This window comes from Aeromonas sanarellii (genome assembly GCF_000820085.1).
GTDB lineage: Bacteria > Pseudomonadota > Gammaproteobacteria > Enterobacterales > Aeromonadaceae > Aeromonas > Aeromonas sanarellii.
This window is the reverse complement of record NZ_CDBN01000077.1, coordinates 57,172-81,843: the sequence shown is the minus strand read 5'-3', so window position 1 is coordinate 81,843 and position 24,672 is coordinate 57,172. Positions and strand designations below refer to the sequence as shown.

Sequence of the window (24,672 nt, the reverse complement as noted above, 5' to 3'; positions counted from 1 at the left end):
CTGTTATTTGATGGAGAGGACGGCTAAGATAGCGGCAGTATCAGGAGAGCGTCACCATGCAGTCATTCAATTGGGTCGACATCGATGGCATTCGCTATAGCTGGGATGGGCAGGACAGCATCGTCTGCACCGGCCGTTTCGGCTATCAGGCCACGATGACGGGTGACAAGCTCAATGGTCTGGAGCTGGAAAGCGAGGATGGCGATCTGGCGGGTCTGCTCAATGTGGACTTCGCCGCCTCCAGCATCAGTTTCACACCGACAGAAGATGCTCCCTTGCCTCACATGGTGGTCTTGGTTGGCCATGAGTGGGGGCAGCAGGAGTATTCATTGCAGAGTCTGAGCGATACCTCTTTGCAGGGACTGCTCAGCCATGGGGAAGAGCTCGACTGGAGTGCCCTTGCCGTGGTGCCGGCTTCAGAGCCGGGCATGCCATCGCAAGGTCATGTTCTGTCGTGGGACTCATTTCATTTCGACGATGAGCCGCTGCTCGGGGCCGACGCTCCTCCGTCCGTGATCGCAAGTCATGACCACCTCTTTGGCGGCGAGATCAGCATCAACATCGACATGACCAATCAGGTACTGGATCAGATCCCCCCCTCGCACGATATATGAATCCCAATCGACGATGTGCATAATGACCTCCATCTAATCCTTGGAGGTTTTTTCTATGTGGCGTCCCCTTCTTACCCTGTCCGCACTGGTTGCCAGTGCCCCGCTGCTTGCCATCGAGGTGCCCCAGGCTCCCCATCTGGTGGTCAGCGGTTATGCCGAGCAGAAGGTCGAGCCCGACATGCTGACCCTTAATGTGGCGGTGACTGCACTGGAGAAACAGGGCATCAAGGCCAAGCAGAAGGTGGATACCAAGGTCGCCGCCTTCTTTGGCCAGCTGGAGGGACTCGGCATCAAGCGCAGCGATGTGGAGGCCGGCAACCTGGTGATCTCCCCCGAGTATCAGTATCCCCAGAACAAGCAGCCCGAGATGGTGGGTTATCGTGCCCAGCGCCAACTCTCCGTCAAACTCTATCAATTGGACAAGCTGAGTCAGCTGATGGATACCGCCCTCAAGGCGGGGCTGGAGTCCGTCTCCCAGATTGAATACGGTCTCAAGTCGCCGCAGACCATCAAGGAGCAGGCCCGTCTCGGTGCCGTGACCGATGCCACCAGCAAGGCGGAGTCTCTGGCCAAGGCGTTTGGCATGAAGCTTGGCAAGGTCTACAGCGTCGAGTATCGCAACAGCTCGCCGGTACCTGTCTACAGCCGGGCCATGAAGGCCGCCGCCCCTGCTGCCGACATGATGGAAAGCAGCTACCAGCAACAGCAGATCAGCATCACGGACAACGTGGAAGCCGTCTTCCTGCTGGAATAAGCCGCCGACCCCCATATCGTGTGCTTTCAAACCCGAGGCCAGGCCTCGGGTTTGTTGTTTTGGGGGAGAGGCATGGCTTTGCTCGGAGCAAGACAGCAACGGGGGGTTGATGATGCAAGCAGGAGCAGCACCGCAATGGAGGCCATATGGGGGCCGGTAAAAAGAAAAATGCCGGTCACAGACCGGCATTTTTTATGTCTACTTAATCCCATTAAATGCTACAAAACCGTTGACATATCAATGCATGGTGCCTAGCTTCAATCCAGTGAATTCCATCAAAATTGACCGTCATCCGGCGGGAAAGTGGGGGGATAAGTGGGGGGGTAGGATTTGTCCTCACTAGGCAGGAGAATAGGATGGGCAAGTTTGAACCTAATGAAGTAGGGCATTTGGTCGAACCAGGTACCTATGAAGATGGCGACGGTTTGCGGTTGGAGATCAAGGCGAGGGGCTCCAAATCCTGGACGTATCGCTATCAACTTAATGGCCGGCGTCGTGAGATGGGGCTGGGTAAATTCCCGACCGTGTCCCTGAAACATGCTCGTCTACTTGCCGCCGACGCGCGCAAGCAGTTGAGCATGGGAATCGACCCTTTAGCGGCCTGTGACACACAGCGCGCCGCTCAGCGCGAGGCGGAACGCCAAGCTGCAGCGCGTCGAATTAGCTTCCAACAAATAGCCTTAGACTATCATGCCGCCCATGGTGCTTCATGGTCCGACAAATGGCGCAAAGGCTGGCTGCGGAAGTTGGAGCTGCACGCCTTTCCCCTCATTGGCCACCTCTCAGCCGACGCTATCCAGACCGAGCATATCCTTAACGTGCTGCGCCCGATCTGGGCAATCAAGAACCGCACCGCTGACGAGGTCCGCGGGCAGATAGAGCAGATCCTGGATGCCGCCAAAACTCGTGGATTACGTGAGGGAGACAACCCCGCACGCTGGCGTGGCCACTTGTCAAATCTGCTGAGTAGGACGGAGAAAAAGAAAGCCCGGAAGCGCCAGCACTTCCCAGCCATGCACTGGTGCGATATTCCCAAACTCATGGCTGAATTGTCATTACTTACCAGCCGTGATGCTGTAGCGGCCCGTCTGTTGATCCTGACTGGCGCCCGCTCCAAAATGATCCGCTTCGCCCAGTGGTCAGAATTTAACTGGGAGACTAAAGTGTGGTCGCTATCCTCCAGCCGTATGAAGATGCGTGAGGCCTTTGTGATTCCCTTAGCGCGCGAAGTTATTACCCTGCTGCAGGGCATGGAACGAATGGAAGGAAGTCCCTATCTGTTTCCAGGCCAGGGTAAGAGTGGCGTGATGCATGCAAATGCCATCCGCACCTTATTGCACCGGATGGGTTACTCCAATATTACCCGGCACGGCTTTCGTTCCAGCTTCCGGGACTGGGCCAGCGATCTTACCGACTACCCGCGCGAAATTTGCGAGTTGGCACTGGACCACGATGAACGTGACGAGACTGAAAGTGCCTATTCCCGTTCAGTCCTTCTGGAAAAGCGCCGTCCGTTGATGGCGGACTGGGCACGCTATGCCACCACGGCACCCACCGATAACATTCTGCAGGGAGTATTCAAACGAGAATGAAGGGACGCGGTAAAAAACGAGTCGTGCGCGCATATCATCGCGGAGATTGGCTTACTCTCAATGAGGTCGCCACCCTACTGGCGCAACGCGACCAACGGTCGGGTGAAGAGCTGCGTCAGGGGAAAGACCGCTGGCGCAAACGAATCGAATACGCGGTGAAGGCTAATAAACTGATGAAGGTGGAGAAACTGTTCAAGATCGATGATTTGGCTGCTTGGGCACGGACGCTGAAAGTCAGTGGTGTGGACTGGTTAACCAAGCTTGATGATCTGCCTCGTCCCACACTGCGTGACAGTGTAGAGGAAATTGCTTCGGTCAACGATGAAGAGCAAGGTATTCGCCTTCCCGATAGTCTCGAGGATTGTCACGAAGAACTCCGAAGACTCCGTAGTGAGAATAGAGACCTGAAGCAAGAGATAGAACAATTGCGCGAACCGGCCGCAAAGTATGTGGCACTGTGTATCAACCATCAAGAGGCCGCACGCAAGCGCCAGAATTAGTTACTACTGCAAGACCGTTTCCCAAACTTCCCCTATCTCAGATGATCAATACCTCCGAGACGCTCTGACTGCATAGCCAGGGCGCTCTGCGCACGATTGGCAGACCGACTGTACCCATTCATCGGCTGGCCAGTTGTTCGTCGGTGTTGTCGGACTTTGCCCTTGCCTGCTCAATGACAAGCCAGGTGTGAACGCCACGGCTCATGTCCTCCTGCGATATCAACTGAGCCCCCCCAAAATCGGGCTGGTCTGGGAGGGTTGTTACCTGTTGGTATTAGAGAAGTGTGAGTACCCGTGTGCTGGATGCGCTACCACACATTCAGTTCGGATTACGTCGGTAGTTAGATAAAGAATGTAGAGAAACTAGCTTCACTTTGTAAGTGATTTTTCTCTACATATAATGAAAAAGCTAAGTCCACTCAGCCCTATCGGGCACCAAGGAGATTTAGCAATGTCTACTCATTCCCACACCCCCGAACGCCGCATCATGCGGCTTCCGCAGGTCAAAACCGCTACTGGTTTCGGTCGCGCCTGGATTTACGAGCTGATGAAGCGTGGCGAGTTCCCCCAGGCTCGCAAGATCGGCACCCGTGCCATTGGCTGGGATTCTGAGGAGATCCAGCAGTGGGTATCTCAGCGGTTGGATGGCGGGGCCAACTAGTATGCACCCCTGCCAATACATGCAACAGTGCAGCGAGGCTAACGACAGCCAGCGCTGCCTGTACCCACCACCCCACACCTGGTCTCTGAACAACTGGCAAGCCCAACGCAAGGCCACCAAAGACCATCACATCTTGATGTGTCACGCCTTGCTGCAGCATCGTACCCGGCTGGGCAAGGAAACCGCTGAACATCACTACATCAACGAGTCAAACATGATTAACCGTTTGGTGTTGGGGATGGAGAGCAAGCAATGGCTTACCGAGCAGGGACTGGAGGGGGAACTGCGCCGCCACCTGACGGCGTATCAGCTGGATCAACTCGCTTTTCTGGAGCGTAGCAATGTCATCCTCTTGGATGCTGATATGTCCTTCATTGAGCGCAAGGGACAGCTGACCGGGTTGTTAGTGCCCTGTACAGAGTTGGCACGTGATGTGCCTTTGAGCTCGCCCGATGCGGAGGCGTAAATCTGTCGCTGTGGTGGGGTCAGCCGATGATGGACTGGTTCCACCTACCTGCACACCTTACACCTCACACCTGCTCACCTGTACCCCGTTGTCCCCGTCCGACGTTGACCAATCCACCATAGCTAACCACTGCATGGTGGCCTCTATCGAATTCGCTCTCGCAATTAGCACGATTTGTGCTAATCCCGCCATGGTAATCCCGCCACAAAGAAAGGCAGGTTTCCAGCAATGGCGCGGGTTGACGGTGAGTGTTAATCATAAAAAAACAGCGGTTATTTATAATATCTATAAGGGGGTTATTAAGGTCTATTTCCACGAAGAAGCAGTAGTGCACGAATGGTATCTTTCTTGGTGGGCGGCACATGTCTGATGGCGATATGCTGCCGTCTGCAGTCGTAGCCAAGCTGACCGGTAGCCCCAAGCGCAAACAAGGCGAGCGCTATGACTATGTGACTCATCGGAATGCATACTCATTTGCCGGAAATCACTACCCGATCAACTCGGCCAAGTCAGGCTGCTATACCCTGATCTTGCGGCGAGCAATCGAGCAACTCACCACCATGGTCAGCATCTACCGGCGGGTGCTGTTTATCCGGCTTGATCTTCACCATCCCCAGCCAGCACCGACCAGCGAGCATGTCAGTGCGTTCATTGAGGCAGCACGCAAGCATGTCCTGCGCCGTTACCAAACGGAGCATATGGGGTTCCTGTGGGTGAGGGAGCAAGAGCATGTCCCGCGCCAGCATTACCACCTAGTCTTGATGCTGGATGGTGACAAGATAAGGCACACTGGCAAGTTGCTTAAGACGCTTGATGAGATCTGGGGACGAAAGGGGGGAACCACCTCAATACCCACGAAGCCATACCTCCTCATTAATCAACCTGAGTTGTTGGCTGAATCCGTCTACCGCGTCAGTTACCTCGCCAAGGCAAGGGGGAAGGGATTTCGGCCGAATGGTGCTCGTGATTTTGGCTGCTCGCGCATCAAATCAAGGGCTCCTTAGCAGACCTTAAAGAGCAATTACCCCTGTAGGTGCTGCGACGGAAACAATCTCTTGCGATGATGAGTGTGCCGGGATCAATACAGGTAATACGAGGCTATGAAGAATGCAGATCCAAACGTGTTCAATCCATTTTCTATCCAGAGAAAATTGGAAGTAGTCATCGGTACCGGACAAGACAGTCGAGAAAGTGGAGCAGTGAAGTTTGGGAGGATGCCCAATGAATTCGTTGATGAAAATGGGCACAAGCCCGCTGATGAACAGTGTGGAAATCGCTGAACTGACGGGTAAGCGGCATGACCATGTGCTGGTCGATATCCGCAAAATGCTGGCTGAAATACAATCTCCCGAAAAGTCGGGAGATTATAAAGACAAGATGGGGCGTATCCAGCCATGTCTGATGTTGGATAAAGAGGAGTCCCTTTGCCTAGTTGCGGGCTACAACGCTGACCTGCGGATGCGGATCATTCGCCGTTGGCAGCAGTTGGAGCAGTGGAGCCCCAAGGTCCCGCAGAACCTGCCCGATGCGTTGCGGTTAGCCGCTGAGCTGGCCGAGCAGAATATGGTACTTGAGCAGAAGTTGGCTGAAAATGTCCCCAAGGTGGAGTTCGCCGACATGGTTGCTGGGGTAGACAAGGGGATTCATCTCGGCAACTTTGCCAAGACGGTAGGCATCGGACCGAAGCGGATCTTCTCGCTGTTGCATGAGCTGGGGATCCTGATTAAGGGCGGCAACCGGCATAACTTGCCCTATCAGGAGTATCTGGAACGAGGCTATTTCACTGTGGTGGAGAGGCCTTATATGGTTTATGGGGAGATGCGATTAGGGTTTTCACCCTTGCTCACCGGCACAGGGCAGCAGTGGCTGGTCAAGAAATTGTTGGATAGCGGCTATCTGAAGGGGGTGGCAGCTTAACGCACAATTACAACCTGCATGCGGCGATTCGTGGCTGGGTTGCAGCTCTGCTTGCAATGCCACCGATTGTGTTCCACCACAGCACTATAGCGACAGTACACAAGCTCAAGGGGTAGAAAAGCGCGAGAAGCTGTCTGGGGGAAGATGGATTGATAGTCGCACATCTGTGCAACTATATCGTCCTCCCCCCTGTAGGGCTGGAACCAGTCTCCCCTCCTCGTAAATACTGGTCGCCTATGACCATTTCCCCTATGCCTACAACAGTTTCCCCCGACTGGCACCGCATCGAACTTGCATACTGTGCTGGCCGTCAGAGTGTGCGCCAAATAGCGATAGAGTACGGTGTTTCACATACCGCCATTAACAAGCGGGCCAAGACGCACGAATGGTCAAGAGTCACAAAACCAGGTAACGCGACCTCATCTTCAGGTATGCGTACGGCCCCTATAAGTGGCGCTGGTCATGTGAACGCCATAACTCAGGTTATGATCCCAGTTTTCGCTCCTCAGGTTTCCACTGTGGAAACCAATACGTCGAATACCAAATCGGTAACTAGAGGTCGTCGGAGTGCATACACGAACGAGTTGGGGGAGGCCATATGCAGCGCCATCGCTGATGGGGTCAGTCTACGAGCAGTGTTGGCTCGTCCGGGTATGCCGTCCAAATCCATGGTGATGCGTTGGTTGGCTGATGAACGCTACATGGCATTTAGGGACCAGTACGCGCGCGCGCGCGAGGATTTGGCCGACAAACTGGCCGACGAGATCCTCCAGATTGCCGATGACGGCAGCAATGACACCTTCCTCGACGCCAACGGGAACGTAAAAGTTAACCATGATGTGATTGCTCGAGCCCGCCTGCAGATCGATGCTCGTAAATGGCTGGCCTCAAAGCTGGCTCCAAAGAAGTACGGCGATGGGGGGCAGCGAGATAATTTGGGTGTTAACCACGGGAGCATGCAGGTGAAATCGATAGTCACGTTTGTGAATCCACCCAACTGGGACGAAGACGGCAAGGTTTTAAAGGATGACTGAATGTGCAAGAGTGAATGAAAGTTTAAGAGCCAGCGTTACAATCTCGTTCGGGACGAAGGAGTCGGAGGTTCGAATCCTCTCATACCGACCAAATTCAACAAGGGCTTAGCTTCGGCTAGGCCCTTGTGCTTTTCCGGTCCCCACAGTTCTGTGGGGCACTTGTGGGACATTTTTCTGGATACCCCTTTTGCGCCCTCATCTATGGCCAGCGCCAGGCCACTCACCAATAGCAGTTTTATCCCTCCGTTCAGCCGGAAAGGGTGTCACTTTTAGTTAACCCTCATAGTTGAAGCAACCCAGTCATCAGTGCCACTGCCTCATGCCATAAAGCGGCTAGCCAGCGGGCAGAGATTTCACGGGCTGGTCTGTGCTTGACGCACAACCGAGTTCTGTGTCGTTTCTGGGGTTGGTGGATCTGTATATTCGCTGGGGTCTGGATTGCTCACCCCTGCCTGAAATAGTGGCCAGAGGGCGAAAATCGCCCGAAAGCTGACCTCGCAAGCTCCGGCCCTCAAATGCCCCTCAATACGTCGCAAACTTTCAGCATGGAAACGCCCTGGTAGGGGTCGCAAAACGCGGCGCAGGCGGTTGATTTTCGACAGGGGGCTCGTTTTACCTAGTGAAGTCGGCCATTAAACATATAAGCGATTAGGCGATTATAGATTAGGGCGGGTTTCGGATCGCTTCAGCTCTGTTTTGAGATCCCCGAGGCACCCCGCTGGGGTCGCCTTCGGTACCATACAAGGCAGTATCCATAGGGAGATATCACAGTAATGAAAAAAGGGATGTTGGAACTGCTGATGATCGGGGCTTGTTTTTGGGAACCACTTCAGGCGCAAGAGTTGAAAGATGTTCCCATTGCCGAAGTGCTGAAGGTGGCAGAGCAGGGTGATGCCAATGTGCAATTCTACCTCGGCTGGAAATACGACAAGGGCGAAGGGGTGGCGCAGGACGAGAAACAGGCAGTGGCCTGGTACCGCAAGGCGGCCGAGCAAGGCGATGCCGATGCGCAGCTCATGCTTGGCTTGAAGTACGAATATGGCGAAGGGGTAGCGCAGGACCATAAACAGGCGGTGGCCTGGTACCGCAAGGCTGCCGAGCAAGGAAATGCCATGGCGCAAATCAACCTCAGCGTGATGTACGGTAATGGTCGTGGGGTAGCGCAGGACCATAAACAGGCGGTGGCCTGGATGCGCAAGGCCGCCGAGCAAGGCTTTGCCGATGCGCAATTCAGACTCGGTGCGACGTACGCGGATGGCCAAGACCATAAACAGGCGGTGGCCTGGATGCGCAAGGCCGCCGAACAGGGTCATGCCAAGGCGCAATTCTATCTCAGTCTGATGTACAGCCTAGGTCATGGGGTGGCGCAGGATGACAAGTTGGCTTACGTCTGGAGTTCTGTGGCAGCGGCCAATGGACTGGCCGAGGCAGTAAAAAAACGTGACACCTACGCAAAGCGTTTGCTGCCAGCGGCATTGGCAGAGGCACAGGCACTGGCTGGCCAATATTTTGAGCAGTACCAACCGAAGCAGTAACCTTTTGTATTAAAATCATCAATAAGGGGCGTGCAATATGCGCTCATGTCCAAAATGTAAATCTATCCAGCTCAATAAAGAGCTATGGCATCAGGTTGTTCCTAATGCGTTTGCTATCGGTGGTGGTGATGCCCATGGACAAGCGGGAGACTTGGTCTGTGATTTGTGTGGCTTTCGGGGTCTCCGAACAGCTTTGACGACGCAATTACGACAAAAAAACAAGATGAATAAATTCATTAGCTGATTACATCAGTCTGTGCATAAGGGGGGGGGTACGGTAAATCCGGCGCCCCTTTATGCTACCTGGCTCTTCAGTGTGGCTCATAGCTTCTGTTTTCAGCAATTTGAGCGTTGCCACTCACATTATTCCTTCGGTACAAGGATCACATACTCATATGGAGTTCTGTAGTAGCCTCTATTAATCTCGATTAGGCCTAATTCATGCAGAGTCATCGCCCATGGCATCATCTGTCTTCAAGTGCTCTTTCTGGCTTCAAGCCTTTTTGTTGCGTCGTGGTCTACAAGCACCAGATCAACGCGGGCTCTACGCCTATCACTGTAGCCATGAGGAATATGTTGCTCTGCGGGATTTGCTCCGCCAACTAGGGGGGGGCGATGCGATATTACAGGATAAGGCTGCCTGTGCTTGTTTGGTGCTTTATGGCTCGGAGTGGTATCGACGTGAGTACCGCAGCGAATATGCCTGGACTTGGGACCCAATCTGGAAAACTTTGGGATTTAACCTGTCGCCGGGAGGACTGAGTAAGGCCATCCCTAAAGGGCTGGAGGGGTATTGGAAACGTCCCCTTCATTTCTACGAAGCAGGTCATCGGGATTTTCTGGGGTCGCTGTTTGGCGAGGGGGGCTTGCCCTTTCAGGTATTGCGTGAGGGAGGTAGCCGCTTCCAGTCTCTGTTTGATCGTTTGCTAAGGCAGAATGACCAGTGGCACCTGTTGGGATTTAACACCCTCCAGCAGGTGGAGCAACAGCTGGAAAAGGCAAACCTTCCTCAGGTGTTTGCCTCACGTACGTCGGTCGAACTGATCGCGCGCATGCTTGATGAGCTTGTCGCTTTGGTCAGAAATTATAGGTTGGCGCAGGCGGATGAGCCTGTTGTCCACCTAGATGCCCTGAATCCCAAGTGGCGAGAATTGTTTCCTCTACCTCTGGATAACGAGACTGGCAGCGAACTCCTAAATGGTTTGTTAAAGACTGCGACTGTCGAGGGCAAAAGGCGACACCGGGATACTAGGGGATGGTCCTGTCGACACCTTTGGCATGAGGCGCAGCCGGATGTGTTCAAGGTTCAGATCTCAACGCCTGAGGAAGTTGTGATTCGTCTTACGGCACAACCATCCACCACTCGTTTTGAGCTGGTTATTGCCGAAGATGGGTTGGTGATTGCTGACCTTGGTCCCGGCTATGCGCTGGTGGAAAATGGTGTTGCGCGCATTCGCTTGCGCCTGCGAGAGGTGATTGGCAAGCGGCGGGATTGCACTATTCCTCTGAGCCTGGTGGCTATGGCTGGCGGTATGCAGATTGCTACCCTGCAGATAGAAGGTAGTGCGGTGGCGCTGGGTGAGGTTCCGTTAGGCTTTGAGCCAATGAACGACCGCTGCTGGCAGCTGTGCGGACAGGCCTCATTCAATATGGCCGGTGAAGAGTTGCTGCTGGTGTTGCCTGACGGTGGCAGTTTGAGCATACCTGACTATTGCGGAGAGGTCATTTACAGCGATATGCCCCCGACGCTCTCGCGTTGTACGGTCAAGGTGCAGGGTAAGGCGCAACTCCTGGTTGAGGGGGAAGAGTGTTACCGGATACGCACGGGCCATGTCGCCGGCATTGGGATTGGATTGGAGCTGACTGGTGCCCAGACCGGATGGTCGACCAAGCCTGCTATGACCTTTGTCGGCCTGCCTCGTGTGCAGTGGCCGACCGCTGCTGGAGAGCTGCAACAGCAAGGCAGTGACCTATATGTTGCTGGCAAGCAGCCAGGTACCGGCTTGCTGCAGGAGATGCTCGGTACTCAGTATGTATCGGTGCGCAACCGCGCCGGCGATACCTTGCTGCGCCGCAGGGTAGGCATCTTGCCGACGGATTTCCGTGTTGAGCTGCGTAGTGGTGAGGCACCGGGGATGGGCAGCATTCTGGTGTACTCCCGACAGCGCTGTCTGCTTCAGGTTGATGACGCAAGCCTACAGGTACAGCAGGTAAAGCATGAAGATCATACAGAGCTTAAGCTTTCGGCAAAGGGCTTCCCCCCGATCAGGGTCCGGCTTTCCGTTTTCCCGAGCTTGATGGCCGATCCGGTGGAAATTGATTTGCCATTTCCCAGTTCGGGTTGCTTGGCTTTTGACGGCAACGGGAAGCAGCTGAAACGTACTTTCAGTGTCGATGACCTACTTGGGGCCAGATTGTTTTTGTTTGGCCTATCCGATACACCCACTCGCTTTGGTATTGAGCTGACCCTCAGGGGCAGCGTGGCTAGGAATGCTTGTTACAGCTGGTGCTACACGGCTGCTGAGAAGCCGCTAGAGATCAGTCTGTTCAGTATCCGTGAGCAGATTTTTGATCTGCTGTCGCTTCAGTCAGGTATCGATCAGGTCGCCGAGTTACGGGTGTTTGGTAACGGTCAAGACGTCAGTTACCGCATCCGTAGGTATGCGGCGGAGATGCAGCTGGATCTCGATGGTCGGATGTTGTGTACTGCCAATCTGCACTATGACTCTGGCGATATCCCTAAGCCGGTATTGATGCTGTTGCATGACCCTATGCGTAGTCCCATCGAACTTACTTCCCGAACATCTGATGGTGTACCCACTGGCTACTTCGAGTTGCCGGCAGCCGTTGAGAGGGACGGTCCTTGGCTGGTACTGCCCAGAGCTGACTCATCGGTATCCTTCCGTCCGCTCTTTTTCGCAGGAGACTGGCAGCCTGTGGTGTCTGGCGAAGATATCCAGAGTCTGCAAAAGGCAGTGCTTACCTTCGATCATGCATCACCTGTCAGTTCTTTCGCGTCCGTACTGGATGCCATGGCGATAAACCCCATGCATAGCGGCTGGCAGTTTTTGCAGGCCTTGTATGAAGGATACGGCTATCTGCCGTTGGCTACCTTCGAGGTCTGGAAGGCTCTGGTGGGACATACCCACGCATTTGCGATGGCTCTATTCAAGTTTGAGATGGAGGCGAAATTTCTTGGCCGGTTGGAGGCTGAGTTCCCCCTTTTCTGGGAGTTTCTTCCCATCGCAGAAATCCATCTTGCGGCCAAGCGTTTTGCTGCATTCCTTAAGGTGAAGGGAGTTGCTGAAGAGGCTGCTGATACCCTGATCGGACGAATGTTTTCGAGATTGGGGGATACCTATCCATCCTACGGTCAGAGTGTGCAGCACTTCCTTTCAGGCAAGCCTGTTGGCCCGGAGATCAAGGTGCCTCTAGCGGTCCTGCATGGCTGGTACCTTGAGTTGATTCGCGAGCGCAGCGAGGCCCAGTGGCCGGAGTTCGGGGGCAAGCGCCTAGAGCGTTGGTACAGCAGCCAAAGCGACTCGGTAATCGCTTTTAAGCCGGATATGGATTACCGCAATGCAGTGCGCTATCTCCCGGTTTTTGCTGCTGCAGTCGCCTGTGGCAAAGCCCAGTTCACCGATGTATTTACGGACGGAGTGGAGGCGATTTTCTTCCTGCGCCAAGTCCGCGATTTCGATTCAAAATGGTTCAACTCAATCTACCAGTATTGCTTGTTGAACAGCGTCATGGAAATGAATAAGGCCGAGTTGTTAAATGGATAAGTATTTTTCTGGACTGGTCGAGCAGGCGCTTTCCCGCACCACTGAGTCCACCTTGAGCATCTTGAGTATCACCGATCCAGGCTTGCGTGAGCACCTCGGTAGTCTGATGCGTGCGGACTGCGGCAAAGATGGGGCATTCTTGGCGCCCCCGCTGTTCGAACAGACCTTCGGCTGGGAAGAGTCTTCGCTCACGATGGAGCAGCTGGCGAGTGATGAGCGCTTGCTGAGTAGGGAAATTGTTGCTTCGCTCGACGGCAAGTCAAATGGGCGTTATCGCTTTGGTGCTGGCTGGAAGCCATTTACCCACCAGTTGGCTAGCTGGCGCTCCTTACTGGATAAGAAACATTCGGTAGTTGTTACCAGTGGCACCGGCTCGGGCAAGACCGAATGCTTTATGGTGCCAGTGCTGGAGGATCTGTATCGGGAGTACCAAGATTTAGGACGCAAGCCGCTGGTCGGTGTTCGGGCGTTGTTCCTCTATCCACTTAACGCCCTGATTAATTCCCAGCGCGAGCGTTTGAATGCCTGGACTCAGAGCTTTGGAAGTGGCATCCGTTATTGCCTTTACAATGGCAATACACCGGAGTTGCAGGCCAAGGTGCGCAGTGAGCAGAGCCAAAAGCCTAACGAAATTCTGTCGCGCGAGCTGATGCGCTTGCAGCCGGCCCCCATTCTGGTCACCAACGGCACCATGCTCGAATACATGATGGTGCGCCAGGTTGATTCACCCATCGTAAGAATGTCCAGAGAGCAGAAGTCGCTGCGCTGGATCGTCTTGGATGAGGCTCACACCTATGTGGGGTCGCAGGCTGCCGAATTGGCATTGCAGTTGCGCAGGGTGATGACAGCCTTCGGCGTTACGCCCAAGGATGTCCGCTTTGTTGCGACCTCGGCGACGATTGCCGGTGAGGACGCTGTAGGACAGCTCAAGCAGTTCCTTTCTGATCTGTCGGGGGTGCCAGTTGCGCAGATTGATGTTTGGGGCGGGAGCCGCGTCATTCCTCCACTGGCACAGTGTAAACAAACGCCGGTTGCGCTCGATACGCTCGAATCCATGTCGGCGTTTAACGAGAACGATCCAGAAGTTCACCCCGATCGATACGAAGCGCTGGTGCACTCTCCACAAGCCCGCGCGCTGAGAAACCTGCTGGTTACCAGTCCTAAGCCATTGAAGTTGACTGAGATGGTTAGCTACATGCGTCAGGAAGGGGGGGGGGCGCTATCGCAAGGAGAAATACTGCGCTGGCTGGATGTGTGTTCGGGTACTCGTCCTACGGCTAGCGAACCTGCGTTTTTGAAATTGCGAGCGCACTTCTTTCAGCGTACTACACACGGATTGTGGGCATGTTTTGACAAAAACTGCTCGGCAAAGTCGCAAACGGCTCTGCAGCAAAGCTGGCCCTTTGGCTATGTCTACGCCAACCAAAGACAAACCTGTAACTGTGGCAGCCCGGTATTCGAGCTGGCGTTTTGCAATGATTGCAATGAGCCACATCTGCTCGCACGGGATAAGAACGGAAAGCTAATCCAGTGGGAAAGCTCCGGGGGGGATGAGTTTTCCCTCCAGGCTGAAACACCCGTTGAAGAGGATTCGGATGATGCTTCTGTCGGGCCGTTTTCGATCAGGACGCCGTTGGTGCTGTGTTCATTCGAAAATACCGGTAGCGTCTATATCCCCGTTGAGATTGATAAGTTCGCTGGTTCATTCGATGCGACTTCTTGTGAGCGCGTAAGCCTTGGGGTGAGGGATCTTGATGCTGTGTGCAGTCGCGCCAGTTGCGGCTTGAGCGGGCTGCACGGGGCGTCTCCATTCCGACGCGCCATGCTTGGCGGTCCCTTCTATGTGGCCAATGCCGTGCCGACAGTTCTTGAGTACTGTCAGGACTATCAGGAAGAAGATCAGAAGCCGGATTATGGTCCCCAGTCTCTGCCGGGTAGAGGCCGTCGGCTGATTACCTTTACGGACAGCAGGCAGGGCACGGCGCGTATGGCTGTTCGTATGCAGCAGGAGGCCGAGCGCAGCAGGTTGCGCGGACTTGTCTTGGAAATTCTGAGCTGGCACCAGCGGAGCCAGACCACCTCTTCGACTGATGCCAGCAGCCTCGACCCGTCGGTGTTACATCAACTTATTGCCAAGGCGAAAGCTGACGTGGAGTTGTACTGCAGCATTGGCATCAAGGAGGAAGCCAGAGCCGCAGAGGAAAAAGTCGCACGACTCTCGGCCATGCTAGCTGCAACTACTGGATCAAAAATTAGGCCAAAGCTGGTTTCTCTAGCCTGGCCGGAGCTCGTCAAAGAGCTTAAGCAGAAGGCTGATTTGAAAGGCTCTATGCTGCTCTACAACATGTATCAGAAGCCCGAGATCTTTAGGGAAGATGACGGCCCCTTCAAATTGGCGGAGATGTTGCTATTCCGTGAGTTCAGGCGCCGTCCAAAGCGACAAAATAGTCTGGAAACCCAAGGACTGGTCAGGGTCGATTACGTTGGCATGGATAAAGTCCATGAAGTCCCTATGTACTGGGAGCAGAAAGGCCTAACGCTGGATGATTGGCGTAATTTCCTGAAGGTGGCGTTAGACTTTTATGTACGTGAGAATAGCTATATCCAAGTCGATGAGGGCTGGCTGAGTTGGATTGGCAGTCGATTTTCCGCCAAGAGTCTTCGGCATCCGGAGTCGAAAGAGGCTGATGAGAGCCGGGTCAAACGTTGGCCTCAGATCCGTAACGGCAACTATTCCCAACGACTGATCAAGCTGTTGTTGCTTGGCGCAGGTCTGAGCCCGGCCAGCACGGCTGACGTTGATCTGGTCAATGCTTGGCTGCGGGCTGCCTGGGCTCAGTTGACCAAGCCGGGGGCGGCGCTCAAAGCGGACGAGAACAGATACTTCCTGCCCAGAGAGCACATGCTGCTCTCGTTGGTTGATCGTTGCTATGTCTGCCCGGTAACCAACAAGCTGTTGGATACGACCTTTAAAGGCCTTACCCCTTACCTGCCTACACATCTGGATTTCACTCGGCTGACTGATGAGCAGCGCAAAGGCTATCAAGCGGAGCAGGTAGAGCTGCCAGATCTGTGGGAGTTTGATCGCACGCAGGACGATTATGCGCCTGGGCTGGCACGTATAAGAAACCTGGTGGCGAATGATCCTTTGGTCAGCAATCTGCGATCGCGGAACCTGTGGACAGATATCAATGATCGGGCGGTGGAGGGTGGATACTATTACCGCACAGCAGAACACTCTGCCCAGCAGTCGTCCGAACGCCTCGACTCCTATGAGGACATGTTCAAAAAGGGGCAGCTCAACGTCTTGAATTGCTCCACCACCATGGAGATGGGGGTGGATATTGGCGGTATTTCTGCGGTGGTCATGAATAATGTACCGCCACACCCGGCAAACTATCTGCAGCGTGCTGGTCGTGCTGGGCGAAGCAAGGAGTCCAGGGCGCTTGCCTACACCCTTTGTAAAAACAACCCGCATGATCAACAGGTTTTCGCCAATCCGGGTTGGCCGTTTGAGACTAAGATCCCCGCGCCAGTAGTGGCGTTGAATTCCGAGCGACTCGTGCAACGGCACGTTAACTCACTACTGTTGGCGGACTTTCTCTGCAATGTGGTTGGTCCTACTCAGACAGAGAAAACCAGTTTGAATACCCAGTGGTTCTACGATGATGAGCACGGTGTTTCGCAGTGCGACCGGTTTATTGAGCGACTGGTGCAGGTTGTCTCTGATCTGGATGGTGCACTGAAGGACTTGGTGAGGGGCACGGCTCTGGCCGGTGTGGGCGCGGCTCAGCTGCGTCGTCGTGCAGTCGATGCAATCAAGCCATTGCAGAGTCGATGGTTGAAGAGCTATCGCTTCCTGCTTTCTGAGGAGAAGCAGGCGAAAGCCAACAGCCCTTATCTGAAGCGCCTTCAAATAGAAAAGACCCGCCATTGCAATGAGTACCTGTTGCGGGACCTTGCGGCGCGTACCTTCCTGCCCGGCTACGGCTTCCCCACCGATGTGGTTAACTTCGATAACTTCACGATAGAGGATTACGTTCGTGAGCGTAATGCTGGCAGCGCTCTCAAGCAGGACCGTGAGGACAATGTATCCCGATACAAGGGACTTCCTTCACGCAACCTGTCGATAGCCATTCGTGAGTACGCTCCGGGCGCAGAAATTGTTCTAGATGGTCGGGTGTTCAGATCTGCCGGTGTTTCCCTTCACTGGCATAACCTCAATGCAGACAGCAAAGAGGCTCAGAAATTGGATATCGCGTGGCGTTGTGATGTCTGCGGCACGGTGGATTATGAGGAGGCGCTGTTGAAGGCCGACGAGCTGACTTGCAGCAATGTCGACTGTCAGGCGCTGATTAAGCCCCAGAACCTTCGTAAGGTCCTGCGGCCCACCGGCTTTGTCACCGATGCCTATGTGTCGGCATCCAATGACATCCAGCATCAGAAATTCATCCCAGTTGAAACTGCCTGGGTTTTCGTAAATGCCAGCAAGACTCCGCTGCCAAATCCGGCAGTCGGGGCGATGACCTATGGTGCCGATGGGAAGGTCTTCCATCATAGCTCAGGTGAGCACGGAACAGGTTTTGCCTTGTGCATGAGTTGTGGCCGAGCGGAGTCCATGCAGCCGGATGGAACGTTTCCGCGAGACCTGTCTCCGTCCGGTGACCACTATCCGCCGCGCCCGACCAAAGAGGATAAGGACCAGAACAACAAGCGCCTCCCGTGCCAGGGAAGCGGGAGCATTCTTCCAAGCGTAAGCCTTGGTGCTGTGGCTACCACTGATGTGTTTGAGCTCATCTTGCATCATCCAGTACGCGGTGAGTTTATTTCAGACTCGGCGCAGGGCAGTGTAATTGCCATGACGCTCGCTGTAGCTCTGCGTGCCGCCCTGGCTGAGATATTGGGGGTATCTGCTTCCGAACTGGGCTATGCAACCCGCCCAAGCAAGCTGCCCAGCGGGCAGTCCATTCGCGTCCTTCAGCTTTTCGACGTCATCAGCGGTGGTGCGGGCTTTGCTACTAGCGCACCGTTGCATGTCGAACGACTGCTGCGCGGGATGGTGGAAAGGCTCCACTGCAAGCATTGTGAAACTGGCTGTAGTGAGTGCCTGCTGGACTCTCAAACGCGGTATGATCACGACAAGCTGGATCGCCAGGCAGCGCTCGACTGGCTAGGCTCGGACTTTATTCATCACGTGGGGTTGACCACCGAAAACAAACTCTCCTTTGCTGATGGCCAATATGCGCCTGGCAGCATTGAGAGCGTTCTGCGCCGGCTGATCAATGAGGGGGCTGAGAGGGTCACTCTGCTGACCTCTGGTGATATGGCGGAGTGGGATCTTCTTGCACCACAGTTTCGTAAGGCGATTCAGACCTATGTTCTGGCTGATGAGCTGACTGTTGATCTGCTCGTGCCAGCGGATATCAACGATGGGGAGCTCGTGCAGGATCTCGAGCGGCTGTCGAGCCTTGGAGTTAATGTCGGGAATGCCATTACTAAGCCAGGTGAGCATGTCGTTGCCCAAGCATTTATAGGGGGCGAGGTTATTACGCTGGCCTCGCGCAGCCTTGTGGCAACCGTCCCAGGCTGCAGCTGGCATCAAAGCGATGAGCTAGTCGTTCTCTCAAGAAGTCAGCCGGGTCTTGACTGGAAAGCGATGGACTTCTCCAGGGGGGCGAGTGGATCTTTTGGCGGGGTAGGGATCGTCGATATATCAATTCACGATGAGCTCAATGGGTCGCTGCTGCAGTTTGGTGAGCGTTTCTGGGAGCTGCTTGGCGCTAGAGATCAGCAAGTTGCTGATGTGATTGCGACTGCGAAGATCAACAGGCTGACCTACTCAGATCGTTACATTCAGAACCCCGCAGTCGTGACGATCCTGGGTGCGGTTCTGAATAATCTGAAGAGCCGCATTTCTGCCGACGCGGTTGTGCAGGTCAAGACCCTATTCAAATCAGGTCGGATGCAAGGGCGTAAGGCCTTTGATGACTGGGCCAGCCAGGACGATTTCGAGTTCTTTTCACGCAATTGGCTGTCGGCAATGGTTGGGCGTCAAGTTGAACTAATTGTGGAGTCGTCAAATCGTGAAATCCCTCATCACCGTAGGTTGGAGCTTGAGTTTGAAGACGGCAGGACGCTGAAAGTCCGGTTCGACCAAGGTGTCGCCTATTGGCAGGTTCGCTTTGGTTCGCACAGTGACATGTGGTTTGACTTTGCTCTGCCAGCTCAAGAGCAGCTCATGCACATGGCTAGGGTAGTTGAGGGGGCCCGGATACAAAACTCTGAGCAAAAGTGGGCAACAGATGTACTAGTCGAACTGAAGGTGGGCACTAATTAATAGTGGGCTCCGATTATTTCTTGATTCTCGATCGAGGCTATCGCCGGATGGTTGAACAGTTGTTGTGTTGACTTAGATGTAGAAGTTCAGACTTGATCTGGCAGTTGCTGGGGTTAGGCATGTCAGATCATGCGCCACTGGAAATCTGTCAAAGTTCACGGTTTCAACTCAGATGAAAATGTCGTCGCTAGTGACGACTGGTTCGAGTTGGAGTTTAATTATCGAATAATAATGGGTGGGACCGTTAGAAGTGGACAGTATTCAGCGGGGTATGGTTCTTCGGGTCAGCCGTCGGTTCTACGATCATTACGGTGTATATGTAGGCAACGATATGATCGTCCACTTCACCAGTCCTAACAGTGATAAAAGCGATGGCAATAGCATCATGCGGACAAACATGCGTCATTTTATCCGAGATGCGGATCGGTTCGATGTGATGGGCTTTGGTGAGAAAGAACAGGGTTTGTTGGGAAGGGTTATAACCTTCTTAACCAATTCAGATCTAGCTATCTTAGTTCCGGCTTTGTTGTTTTCATCGGGCGCTTCCAGCTTGTTCGCAAAGAGTCTTTATAATTGGTTCGCGACCAATGATTATCACATTTATTCGCGAGAAGAGTGCGCAAGTCGGGCTGAGCGATGTTTGGGCTTTGCTGAGTACAATCTGCTGCTTGCTAACTGCGAACATTTTGCTCTCTGGTGCAAGGTTGGCATCCATACCTCTACCCAAGTCAACAAACTGATCGAACTTAATATCGAAAAGAGCCGGACGATAAAAGCGAACAACTATGTTCCACTCTGAGTTCGTGAGGTGTCGCAGCCCTTCAACTAGTTACGTATAGAATCAGGGTGAGAGTACACTAACCTAAAAATAAGTAGGCAGAGCAAAATTGCATCAATCGGTATGAATATCGCTCACGCTGCGGAGTAATGCCGAGTGCTATTTACTCTTGGGTTGTGTGTTTAATGAGTAAAAATCGAGCTGGTTACTTGATTTAACGAGGTGTGCTCTCGCCCCGCGTAGAAAATGTCCACCCTAAGTCAGTGTGACTGGGGTAATTCTATGGTTACGTACAGTTAGTAAGGCGCATATCAGCGCTTTGCACAGGATGCTAAGTTGGCGTCTCACCAGCAGCTGTAGACCAAGCTGGTTATATTCATGCTTTCACCGCGGGGAGCTCGTTGATGCAGGTGGTATAGCGGGGGCTGAGCTGCTCCCGCTTCATCGTCCACTCTCTAGTATCACGGCCCCTGGCCGCGAAGTAGACCTTCCCCAGCCTTCCCTGATTGATCTGGTCAATCACCTTCATCAGTGCCTCGCTGCGGGGATCCTGCTGCCGATCAGCGAACAGGTCTCCCTGGTGCATGCTGGCCGGGGTGAAGTCGGCCAGCATGACCCCGCCCTTCATATAGCGGACATCATCCCGCCAGATACGGCGCAGCAGCGGTTCAACCAGGGCAAGCAGGTCCCGGGTGTCTGAGGTGGGGGTCTGCATCCGGGTCGATATCTGGTTGCTGTAATAGGTCTCTCGCTCCGAGAAGGGGCTGCTCCTTATAAAGAGGGTGACGTGCCGGCAGCACATGCCCTCTGCTCTGAGCTTTTCCACGGCCCGCTCCATGTAGCCGGCCAGCGCCTCCCGCATGGGGCCAAACGCCGTGATGCGTTCACCAAAACTCCGGCTGCAGATGATCTGCTGCTTGGCCTGGGCTGTCGGCTCCCGCTCGGCACAGGGGATCCCCCTCAGCTCCTGTACGGTGCGCTCGACGACGACCCCATACTGTCGGCGCAGACTCTTGGGGTCGGCACCCACCAGATCCGCCACGGTGTTGATGCCCTGTTTGTTGAGCTTGGCGGTCAGCTTGCGCCCTATCCCCCAGACTTCCTCAACCGGGGTGATGGCCATCAGCTTGGCGCGGCGCCCCTCATCACGCAGATCCACCACACCGCCGGTGGCAGGCCACTTCTTGGCGGCGTAGTTCGCCAGCTTGGCCAGGGTCTTGGTCGGCGCAATGCCCACCCCGACAGTGAGGCCGGTCCACTGCTGCACCCGTTCGCGGATCTGGCGGCCATAGGCCAGCAGGTCACCGGCCCAACTTTCGCTGAGCTCGATGAACGCTTCATCAATGCTGTAGACCTCGACGGTTGGGGCCATGCTCTCCAGGGTCGTCATCACCCGGTTCGACAGGTCGCCATAGAGGGCGTAGTTGGAGCTGAACCAGATGCCGCCCTGCTCTTCATAGAGCTCGCGGATCTGGAAGTAGGGAATCCCCATCTTGACCCCCAACCGCTTGGCCTCTGCCGATCTGGCCACGACACAGCCATCGTTGTTGGAGAGCACAACGATCGGCACCCCCTTGAGGTCGGGGCGAAACAGCCGCTCGCAAGAGGCGTAGAAGTTGTTCACGTCGACCAGGGCAATGGCGGTTGGCATGACTACCCTCGCCTAGTTTTGTGCAGAACGAAGGTGACGACGCCGAAGATATCCAGCTCCTGCCCTTCTTGCAGAATGATGGGGGAGAAATCCGGGTTGGACGGTAGTAGTGCGGGTGGGTCGGACTGCAAGATCTTGACGGTGAACTCACCATCCAGACAGGCCAGCACGATGTCGCCGTGGCGAGCTGTGACAGCACGGTCGATGATCAGCATATCGCCGTCATTGATACCTTCCCCGACCATGCTGTGTCCGCTGGCCCGTACATAGAAGGTGGCCGCCGGGTGGGGGACACAGTGTTGGTTGAGGTCGATGGACTGTTCCACATAGTCCTGAGCCGGGGAGGGAAACCCGCAGGCGGCAGGGGTGAGAAATAAAGGGAGCTCTATGATAGGTGCATCGGTTGCGTGGGGGAACATGGCAAAAGTCACTGTATGAACATACAGTGATTCTAACCGAGAGATCCGGAAAGATCACTGGTCGGCGTTCGGGTCTTGGCAGGGCAAGGGGGACGCGGCCAATTATGCTTGGCAGAGACTGATCTGGTGAGTTTGAGCTCTCATACGACGGAGGAGCTGCGCATGTGCATCAACTACATCCCGCCCACCAAGGCGGTGCTGGTGGAATACTTCGGGGTTGATGACCCCGGGTACGACTGGAAGGAGGAGGTGTGGCAGGACTACCAGGCCCCGATCCTGATCCAGCGAGACGGACGGCGGCAGGCGCTGATCGCCAGTTATGGAATGGTGCCGAAGAGGAAGGTGCAGCCAGGCAACAAGCACTACACCACGATGAACGCCAGGGCCGAGACGGTGGGTGAAAAGCCGACCTACCGCCACGCCTGGCAGCAGGGGCATCTCTGCCTGGTGTCAATGACCGGCTTCTTCGAGCCCTGCTACGAGAGCGGCAAGGCCGAGCGTTGGCGGATCAGCATGACCGACAGCATGCCCTTCGCAGTGGCCGGCATCTGGCGGGCATGGCAGGAGGAGCAGGGCTATACCTTCAGCTTCTCCCAGCTCACCATCAATGCCGACACCCACCCACTGCTGCGGCGAATGCACAAGCCAGGGGACGAGAAGCGTAGCCTGGTCATCGTGTCGCCGGATGACTACGACACCTGGCTGGGATGCAAGGACCCTGAACTGGCGCGAACCTACCTGGTACAGCAGCATGCTGAGCGGTTGATGGGAGGGCCGATGCCACTTGTATGCCAGGGCTGACGTTAGCCCAGTGTTAGCCAACCTCAAAAATGAATAAGGCTCGCATCGCTGCTAGCCTTGCTATATGTGGTGCCGGAAACAGGAGTCGAACCTGCGATCTTCGCATTACGAAATAAATGTGCGCGTATGCTTAGCATCATATGGTGGAATGATCTCTACATGAGACCTGACTTAACTCGGCGTATTTATCAGAATGGTTTCGATACTGGTGGTCCTGAGGTATTGCTACACATGCACTCTAAAGCTGCCTTTCACGATACCTCCACGTGAGGGTCCAGTAGTGCCTCGGCTAGAGGCCAGAATTTTACCATTAGAAAAACAAGTGGGGGGATAAATGGGGGGATTGAATCAGCGTTAAAAATAACAGTATGAATTATTGGCGTTTTTTAATTAGAAATGCCGGTCACAGACCGGCATTTGCATAGGAGGGGCGTGATGCTTAGCCCAGGGTGGTGGCTACCTTGCGCTGGCTCTTCTGCTTGAGCAGATAGCCGATGCCGAGCACTAGGACCCAGGCCGGGATCAGCTCGACCGAGATGCGGGTGCCGTCGTTCATGTACATGATCACCAGGATGGCGGCCATGAAGGCGAGGCAGAGGTAGTTGCCAAACGGGCTCCACAGTGCCTTGAACTTGGTGGTGACGCCTTCTGCGGCCTTGACCTTGCGGAACTTGAGGTGTGCCAGGCTGATCATGGCCCAGTTGATGACCAGGGCGGAGACCACCAGGGACATCAGCAGACCGAAGGCCTTGCCAGGGATCAGGTAGTTGATCAGCACGCACAGCAGGGTGGCTGCGGCCGAGATGGTGATGGCAGTCAGGGGTACGCCGCTCTTGTTGGTCTTGAGCAGGGCCTTGGGTCCGTTGCCCTGCTTGGCCAGGCCAAACAGCATGCGGCTGTTGCAGTAGACACAGCTGTTGTACACAGACAGCGCGGCGGTCAGCACCACCAGGTTCAGCACGTTGGCCACCAGGTTGCTGTCCAGGGCGTGGAAGATCATCACGAAGGGGCTGCCGCCTTCGACGACTTTACCCCAGGGGTAGAGGGAGAGCAGCACAGTCAGGGCGCCGATGTAGAATATCAGGATGCGGTAGATCACCTGATTGGTGGCTTTTGGGATGCTCTTCTCGGGATTGTCCGCTTCCGCCGCCGTGATGCCGACCAGCTCCAGGCCGCCGAAGGAGAACATGATGAAGGCCATGGCCATCACCAGCCCACCCACGCCATTCGGGAAGAAACCGCCCTGTGCCCAGAGGTTGCTGACCGTGGCCTCGGGGCCACCGGTGCCGGAGAACAGCAGATAACCGCCGAAGCCTATCATGCCGAGGATGGCGACCACCTTGATGATGGCGAACCAGAACTCCATCTCGCCAAACGCCTTGACGTTGGAGAGGTTGATGGCGTTGATCAGCACGAAGAAGAAGGCCGCCGACATCCAGGTCGGGATCTCGGGCCACCAGTACTGGACATAGATGCCGACCGCCGTCAGCTCCGCCATGCTCACCAGTACATAGAGCACCCAGTAGTTCCAGCCGGAGGCGAAGCCAGCGAAGTCGCCCCAGTACTTGTAGGCAAAGTGGCTGAAGGAGCCGGCAACCGGCTCTTCCACCACCATCTCACCGAGCTGGCGCATGATGAGGAAGGCGATGAAGCCGCCGATGGCGTAACCCAGCAGGACGGAGGGACCCGCCATCTTGATGGTGTCGGCAATGCCGAGGAACAGGCCGGTGCCGATGGCACCGCCCAGTGCGATGAGCTGGATATGGCGGTTTTTCAGGCCGCGCTTGAGCTCTTCGCCGTTTTGTTGAAGATCCATTCTTCCTTCCTT

Annotated in this window: 17 protein-coding genes; 14 read left to right on the top strand and 3 right to left on the bottom strand. The window is 54.9% G+C overall.

Annotated elements, in window-relative coordinates; genetic code table 11:
- The first annotated feature begins 56 nt into the window (after positions 1-56).
- The 13 genes from BN1132_RS15105 to BN1132_RS15045 all read left to right on the top strand — a co-directional run bounded on the left by BN1132_RS15105 (position 57) and on the right by BN1132_RS15045 (position 19,994).
- Complete coding sequence (locus BN1132_RS15105) at positions 57-614, top strand: hypothetical protein (RefSeq protein WP_042078563.1); 558 nt, start codon at positions 57-59, stop codon at positions 612-614.
- 55 nt (positions 615-669) lie between these two features.
- On the top strand, positions 670-1,368 hold the full coding sequence (locus BN1132_RS15100; protein ID WP_042078562.1) for an SIMPL domain-containing protein: 699 nt from the start codon (positions 670-672) through the stop codon (positions 1,366-1,368).
- 356 nt (positions 1,369-1,724) lie between these two features.
- Entirely contained in the window at positions 1,725-2,960 is a 1,236-nt protein-coding gene (locus BN1132_RS15095; RefSeq protein ID WP_042078561.1) for a tyrosine-type recombinase/integrase, read from the top strand.
- On the top strand, positions 2,957-3,460 hold the full coding sequence (locus BN1132_RS20055; RefSeq protein ID WP_157005465.1) for a hypothetical protein: 504 nt from the start codon (positions 2,957-2,959) through the stop codon (positions 3,458-3,460). The genes BN1132_RS15095 and BN1132_RS20055 overlap by 4 nt, the downstream gene beginning before the upstream one ends.
- 451 nt (positions 3,461-3,911) lie before the next feature.
- Positions 3,912-4,121, top strand: coding sequence for a helix-turn-helix transcriptional regulator (locus BN1132_RS15085; protein WP_042078559.1), 210 nt, complete (start codon positions 3,912-3,914; stop codon positions 4,119-4,121).
- A 19-nt stretch (positions 4,122-4,140) separates the two neighbouring features.
- Positions 4,141-4,587, top strand: a complete 447-nt coding sequence (locus BN1132_RS15080; RefSeq protein ID WP_157005461.1) for a hypothetical protein — start codon at positions 4,141-4,143, stop codon at positions 4,585-4,587.
- A 362-nt stretch (positions 4,588-4,949) separates the two neighbouring features.
- Positions 4,950-5,591 (top strand): YagK/YfjJ domain-containing protein, encoded by a 642-nt coding sequence (locus BN1132_RS15075; RefSeq protein ID WP_042078558.1) that lies wholly within the window; start codon positions 4,950-4,952, stop codon positions 5,589-5,591.
- A 217-nt stretch (positions 5,592-5,808) separates the two neighbouring features.
- Complete coding sequence (locus BN1132_RS15070; protein ID WP_042078557.1) at positions 5,809-6,504, top strand: phage antirepressor KilAC domain-containing protein; 696 nt, start codon at positions 5,809-5,811, stop codon at positions 6,502-6,504.
- A gap of 236 nt (positions 6,505-6,740) precedes the next feature.
- Positions 6,741-7,538 (top strand): terminase small subunit-like protein, encoded by a 798-nt coding sequence (locus BN1132_RS20470; protein WP_339361505.1) that lies wholly within the window; start codon positions 6,741-6,743, stop codon positions 7,536-7,538.
- Between the two features lie 785 nt (positions 7,539-8,323).
- Entirely contained in the window at positions 8,324-9,073 is a 750-nt protein-coding gene (locus BN1132_RS15060; protein WP_052447030.1) for a tetratricopeptide repeat protein, read from the top strand.
- 458 nt (positions 9,074-9,531) lie between these two features.
- A complete protein-coding gene (locus BN1132_RS15055; protein WP_042078554.1) occupies positions 9,532-12,858 on the top strand; it encodes an STY4851/ECs_5259 family protein in 3,327 nt (1,108 codons plus the stop codon).
- Entirely contained in the window at positions 12,851-19,195 is a 6,345-nt protein-coding gene (locus BN1132_RS15050; RefSeq protein ID WP_042078552.1) for a DEAD/DEAH box helicase, read from the top strand. Before BN1132_RS15055 ends, BN1132_RS15050 begins: the two co-directional genes overlap by 8 nt.
- A gap of 250 nt (positions 19,196-19,445) precedes the next feature.
- A complete protein-coding gene (locus tag BN1132_RS15045; RefSeq protein WP_157005459.1) occupies positions 19,446-19,994 on the top strand; it encodes a lecithin retinol acyltransferase family protein in 549 nt (182 codons plus the stop codon).
- Positions 19,995-20,349: 355 nt separating this feature from the next.
- Here BN1132_RS15045 and umuC read toward each other — a convergent pair whose 3' ends face one another.
- Together umuC and umuD are read right to left on the bottom strand one after the other, a co-directional pair.
- Positions 20,350-21,624, bottom strand: coding sequence for a translesion error-prone DNA polymerase V subunit UmuC (gene umuC / locus BN1132_RS15040; protein ID WP_042078550.1), 1,275 nt, complete (start codon positions 21,622-21,624; stop codon positions 20,350-20,352).
- Positions 21,625-21,626: 2 nt separating this feature from the next.
- Positions 21,627-22,043, bottom strand: coding sequence for a translesion error-prone DNA polymerase V autoproteolytic subunit (gene umuD, locus BN1132_RS15035; protein WP_042078549.1), 417 nt, complete (start codon positions 22,041-22,043; stop codon positions 21,627-21,629).
- A 162-nt stretch (positions 22,044-22,205) separates the two neighbouring features.
- Here umuD and BN1132_RS15030 point away from each other — a divergent pair, with 162 nt between their 5' ends.
- On the top strand, positions 22,206-22,844 hold the full coding sequence (locus BN1132_RS15030) for an SOS response-associated peptidase (protein ID WP_042078548.1): 639 nt from the start codon (positions 22,206-22,208) through the stop codon (positions 22,842-22,844).
- A gap of 439 nt (positions 22,845-23,283) precedes the next feature.
- Here the strand turns inward: BN1132_RS15030 and BN1132_RS15025 are convergent, their stop codons facing one another.
- Positions 23,284-24,660: an amino acid permease gene (locus tag BN1132_RS15025; protein ID WP_042078547.1), complete on the bottom strand. Its 1,377-nt coding sequence runs from the start codon at positions 24,658-24,660 to the stop codon at positions 23,284-23,286.
- Positions 24,661-24,672 lie beyond the last annotated feature (12 nt).

What these genes read in the sequence shown, in the direction of transcription:
- BN1132_RS15105 (WP_042078563.1), top strand. Translation starts at nt 57, where the DNA reads ATGCAGTCATTCAATTGGGTCGACATCGATGGCATTCGCTATAGCTGG.
- BN1132_RS15100 (WP_042078562.1), top strand. Translation starts at nt 670, where the DNA reads ATGTGGCGTCCCCTTCTTACCCTGTCCGCACTGGTTGCCAGTGCCCCG.
- BN1132_RS15095 (WP_042078561.1), top strand. Translation starts at nt 1,725, where the DNA reads ATGGGCAAGTTTGAACCTAATGAAGTAGGGCATTTGGTCGAACCAGGT.
- BN1132_RS20055 (WP_157005465.1), top strand. Translation starts at nt 2,957, where the DNA reads ATGAAGGGACGCGGTAAAAAACGAGTCGTGCGCGCATATCATCGCGGA.
- BN1132_RS15085 (WP_042078559.1), top strand. Translation starts at nt 3,912, where the DNA reads ATGTCTACTCATTCCCACACCCCCGAACGCCGCATCATGCGGCTTCCG.
- BN1132_RS15080 (WP_157005461.1), top strand. Translation starts at nt 4,141, where the DNA reads ATGCAACAGTGCAGCGAGGCTAACGACAGCCAGCGCTGCCTGTACCCA.
- BN1132_RS15075 (WP_042078558.1), top strand. Translation starts at nt 4,950, where the DNA reads ATGTCTGATGGCGATATGCTGCCGTCTGCAGTCGTAGCCAAGCTGACC.
- BN1132_RS15070 (WP_042078557.1), top strand. Translation starts at nt 5,809, where the DNA reads ATGAATTCGTTGATGAAAATGGGCACAAGCCCGCTGATGAACAGTGTG.
- BN1132_RS20470 (WP_339361505.1), top strand. Translation starts at nt 6,741, where the DNA reads ATGACCATTTCCCCTATGCCTACAACAGTTTCCCCCGACTGGCACCGC.
- BN1132_RS15060 (WP_052447030.1), top strand. Translation starts at nt 8,324, where the DNA reads ATGTTGGAACTGCTGATGATCGGGGCTTGTTTTTGGGAACCACTTCAG.
- BN1132_RS15055 (WP_042078554.1), top strand. Translation starts at nt 9,532, where the DNA reads ATGGCATCATCTGTCTTCAAGTGCTCTTTCTGGCTTCAAGCCTTTTTG.
- BN1132_RS15050 (WP_042078552.1), top strand. Translation starts at nt 12,851, where the DNA reads ATGGATAAGTATTTTTCTGGACTGGTCGAGCAGGCGCTTTCCCGCACC.
- umuC (WP_042078550.1), bottom strand. Translation starts at nt 21,624, where the DNA reads ATGCCAACCGCCATTGCCCTGGTCGACGTGAACAACTTCTACGCCTCT.
- umuD (WP_042078549.1), bottom strand. Translation starts at nt 22,043, where the DNA reads ATGTTCCCCCACGCAACCGATGCACCTATCATAGAGCTCCCTTTATTT.
- BN1132_RS15030 (WP_042078548.1), top strand. Translation starts at nt 22,206, where the DNA reads ATGTGCATCAACTACATCCCGCCCACCAAGGCGGTGCTGGTGGAATAC.
- BN1132_RS15025 (WP_042078547.1), bottom strand. Translation starts at nt 24,660, where the DNA reads ATGGATCTTCAACAAAACGGCGAAGAGCTCAAGCGCGGCCTGAAAAAC.